Annotated in this window: 2 protein-coding genes; both read right to left on the bottom strand. The window is 71.0% G+C overall.

Annotated elements, in window-relative coordinates:
* Positions 1-2,157, bottom strand: a 2,157-nt coding sequence (rnr, locus tag VJS38_RS00300) for a ribonuclease R (RefSeq protein ID WP_324086161.1), incomplete at its 3' end; no start/stop codon positions are given.
* A 250-nt stretch (positions 2,158-2,407) separates the two neighbouring features.
* The coding region (locus tag VJS38_RS00295) for a DNA topoisomerase (protein ID WP_324086160.1) at positions 2,408-4,364 on the bottom strand (1,957 nt) is incomplete at its 5' end.

Below are 4,364 nucleotides of genomic sequence, written 5' to 3'. Positions count from 1 at the left end.
CAGCATCTCGAACAGCAGGCCGCCGGTGACGGGCGTCGCCTCCGTCAGCCTGACGCGCACCGTCATGCCCAGCGGCCAGCGCGCGCCGGAGCGCTCGCCCACCAGGGCGTGGGTCCGGTCATCGTGGATGAAATACTCGGCCCCCAGGGTGGAAATGGGCGCCAGGCCGTCGGCGCCGGTCTCGGCCAACCGCACGAAAAGCCCGAAGCGGGTGACGCCGGTGATCTTGCCCTCGAACTCCGCGCCGACGTGGTCGGCCAGGAAGGCGGCGATGTAGCGATCCATAGCGTCGCGCTCGGCGGCCATGGCGCGGCGCTCGGCGAAGGTGATCATCTCCGCCGTGCTCTTGATCTGGGAGAGGTCGCGGTCGGTCAGGCCGTCGTCGCCGAGGCTTAAGGCCCGGATCAGCGCCCGGTGGACGATCAGGTCGGCGTAGCGGCGGATCGGCGAGGTGAAGTGGGCGTAGCGCTGCAGGTTGAGGCCGAAGTGGCCGATGTTCTCGTCGGAATAGTGGGCCTGCATCTGGGTGCGCAGCACCACCTCGTTAACGATGTCGGCGTTGGGCGTCTCGCGCACCTGGTCGAGCAGCCGGTTGAAGCGCTCGGTGCGGACGGTCTCGCCGCGGGTCCAGTTGATGCCGAGCGTCGCCAGGAAGTCGCCCAGCGCCTGCAGCTTTTCCGAACTGGGCTCGTCGTGGATCCGGTAGATGAGCGGGGAGCGCCTGGCCTCCAGCGTCTCGGCGGCGCTGACGTTGGCCTGGATCATCATCTCTTCGATGAGCTTGTGGGCCTCCAGCGAGGCCCGGGGCGTGATCGAGTCGATCTTGCCGTCGGCGCCGATCCGCACGCGCCGCTCGGTGCTCTCGATGGCCACCGGCGAGCGGGCGGCGCGGCCTTTCATCAGCGTCGCGTGGGCGGCCCAGAGCGGCTTCAGGATGGTCTCCAGCAGCGGGCCGGTCTTGTCGTCGGGGGCGCCGTCGATCGCGGCCTGGGCCTGCTCGTAGGAGAGCTTGGCCGCCGAGCGCATCAGGCCGCGGACGAAGCGGTGCGAGCGTTTGCGCCCGTCGGCGCCGAACACCATCCGCACCGCCAGGCAGGCGCGGTTCTCGCCTTCGCGCAAGCTGCACAGGCCGTTGGAAAGCCGTTCCGGCAGCATCGGCTCGACCCGGTCGGGGAAGTAGACGCTGTTGCCCTTCTCGCGCGCTTCGCGGTCGAGCGACGAGCCCGAGCGGACGTAGGCGGCGACGTCGGCGATCGCCACCCAGACGATCCAGCCGCCGGGATTGGCCTCGTCTGCGTCGGCCTCAGCATAGACGGCGTCGTCGTGATCGCGGGCGTCCGGCGGGTCGATGGTGACCATCGGCACGTCGCGCAAGTCCTCGCGGCCGGACAGCGTCGGCGGCTCGGCGGCCTCAGCCTCGGCTTCGGCGGCGGCGCTGAAGCCGGTGGGGATGCCGTGGGCGTGGATGGCGATCAGCGAGGCCGCGCGCGGCTCGTCCTCGCGGCCGACCACCTCCAGCACCTTGCCGCGGTGCGGGCCCCAGCGCCGCTCGGCCGGTCCCACCTGGGCCACGACGAGGTCGCCGTCGCGTAAGGCCGCGCCCTCCGTCTCGCTGAGCAGCAGGCTGTCCTTCGAGCGGCGGTCGACCGGCTCGACGCGGATCTCGCGCCGGGCCTTGCGGACCACGCCCAGCACCCGGTGGGCGCTCTGGCCGAGGCGCTTGATCAGCCGGGCCTCGAACTCGCCGCTCTCCAGGCGGGTGAAGCGCACCAGCAGCCGGTCGCCGAGGCCCGGGGCCTGGCCGGCCTCGGCCGTGCGGTCGGGCGACAGCGGCACGAGCGGGGCGTCCTCGCCCTTGGTCAGCTTGACCAGCAGGTCGCCGTCCGGATCGCGCTCCACCACGTCGACGACGCCCACCTCCGGCAGGGCGCCGGCCTCGGCGAAGCCGCGCCGGCCGCGCCGGCCGAGCGCGCCTTCCGCCTGCAGGGCGCCCAGCATCTCCCGCAGCGCCCGCCGGTCGGCGCCCTTAAGCCCAAAGGCCCGGGCGATGGCGGCCTTGTCGGTCTCGCCGCTCGCCCGGATGAATTTCAGCAGCGTCTCGCGGTCGGGCAGGCCCTGGGGCGGACGGGTTGGCTTGGGCGAGCGGGGTCTGGCCATGGGTGCTGCTTAGCACGAACGCCGAGTCTCGGCGCCACGATGCTCCCCCTCAGGGGACGCGGCGGGAACAACGGTGGCCGCGCTTGTACTGCAGACTTTCCAAATACCGCTCTTCCCCGCGAAAGCGGGGACCCAGGCTTTTTAGCGTTTGGGCAATTTGGCGACGCCGTGTGCGCTGCCGCGAGAGAACAAAAACACCTGGATCCCCGCTTTCGCGGGGAAGAGTGGCTAAACTATTCTCTCCTGCACCTTAAGCCTCTTCGGTTGTTCTGGCCATCTTCTTCGCCGCAGGCTTCTTCGGGGCCTTCTTCTTCGCCGGCGCTTTCTTGCCGGTGATCTTCGCCTCAGCGCCCTCGCCTGCGGCCTTCGCCCTGGCCGCGCGGGCCGGCTTCTTCTTCGTCCCGCCGCCCTTGGCCTCGCGCTCGGCGATCAGCGCCACCGCCTGCTCCAGAGTCAGCGCCTGCGGGTCGGACCCGCGCGGCACGTTGGCGTTGGTCGAGCCGTGCTTGATGTAGGGGCCGTAGCGGCCGGAGAGCACCCGCACCGGCTGGCCGTCGGCCGGATGGGGGCCCAGCTCCTTGAGCGCGGCGGCCTCGCCTCTACGGCCCGCGCCGCCGGCCCGCTTCTCGGCCAGCAGGGCCACGGCCCGGTTGAGGCCGACCTCGAACACCTCGTCGGCGCCCGAGAGGTTGGCGTAGGTCCCGTTGTGCTGCACGAAGGGCCCGTAGCGGCCGAGGCCGGCCAGGATCGGCTGGCCGTCCTCCGGGTGGACGCCCACCTCGCGCGGCAGGCGCAGGAGCCTTAAGGCCTTCTCCAGGTCCATGGCCGCCGCCGACCAGCCCTTGGGCAGGCTGGAGCGCTTGGGCTTGTCGCCTTCGCCCAGCTGGACGTAGGGGCCGAAGCGGCCGGCCTTCAGGTAGACGGTCTCGCCGGTCTGCGGATCGACGCCCAGCTCGCGGTCGCCGTTCTCGGCGCCATTCTCGCCCTCGGCCTGGCCGATCGGGCGGGTGTAGCGGCACTCCGGATAGTTGGAGCACCCGACGAACGGGCCGAACCGGCTGGTCTTCAGGCTGAGCGCGCCCGTGCCGCAGGTCGGGCAGACGCGCGGATCGGACCCGTCGGGCCGCGGCGGATAGAGGAAGGGGGCCAGCGCCGTGTCGAGCGAGTCCAGCACCTCGCGTGTGCGCAGCGCGCCGATCTCCTCGGTCTTGGCGTAGAAGTCGGTCCAGAACTCGCGCAGCAGCGCCTTCCAGTCGAGCTCGCCGGCGGACACCAGGTCGAGCTTCTCCTCCAGGTCGGCGGTGAAGTCGTACTCGACGTACTTGCGGAAGAACTCCTCGAGGAAGACGGTGACCATCCGGCCCTTGTCCTCGGGGATGAACCGGCTCTTCTCCATCCGCACATAGGCCCGGTCGCGCAGCACCGAGAGGATCGAGGCGTAGGTCGAGGGCCGGCCGATGCCCAGCTCCTCCATCTTCTTGACCAGGCTGGCTTCAGAGTAGCGCGGCGGCGGCTCGGTGAAGTGCTGGTCAGCGCGGGCGGCGGCGACACGCGCCTCAGCTCCCTGACTGACCTGCGGCAGGCGGCCGCCTTCCTCGTCGGTCGGATCGTCCCGGCCTTCCTCGTAGACCGCCAGATAGCCGTCGAACAGCACCACCTGGCCGGTCGCGCGCAGGCCTGTCTTTCCGTCGCGGCTCTCCAGGTCGATGGTGGTCCGCTCGATGCGGGCGCTCTCCATCTGCGAGGCGATCATCCGCTTCCAGATCAGCTCGTAGAGCCGGCCGAGGTCGCCCTCCAGGCGCAGCTTGCCCGGGTTGCGGGCGAGGCTGGTCGGGCGGATCGCCTCGTGCGCCTCCTGGGCGTTCTTGGCCTTGGTGGAATAGAAGCGCGGCTTCTCCGGCACATAGTCGCGGCCATAGAGGCCGCCGATCACGCCGCGCGCCTCGCTCACCGCCTCGGGGGCCGACTGCACGCCGTCGGTCCGCATGTAGGTGATCAGTCCCACCGTCTCGCCGCCGACGTCGACGCCTTCGTAGAGGCGCTGGGCGGCCTGCATGGTGCGCTGGGCGTTGAAGCCGAGCTGGCGGGCGGCCTCCTGCTGCAGGGTCGAGGTGGTAAAGGGCGGCGGCGGCGAGCGGCGGCCGGGCTTGCGCTCGACCGAGGCGATCTTGAACGCCGCGGCCTTGACGGTGTCGCGCGCCGCGAAG

Origin of the sequence: Phenylobacterium sp., from assembly GCF_035276905.1 — a bacterium.
GTDB lineage: Bacteria > Pseudomonadota > Alphaproteobacteria > Caulobacterales > Caulobacteraceae > Phenylobacterium.
This window is presented reverse-complemented; position numbering and strand designations above follow the sequence as displayed.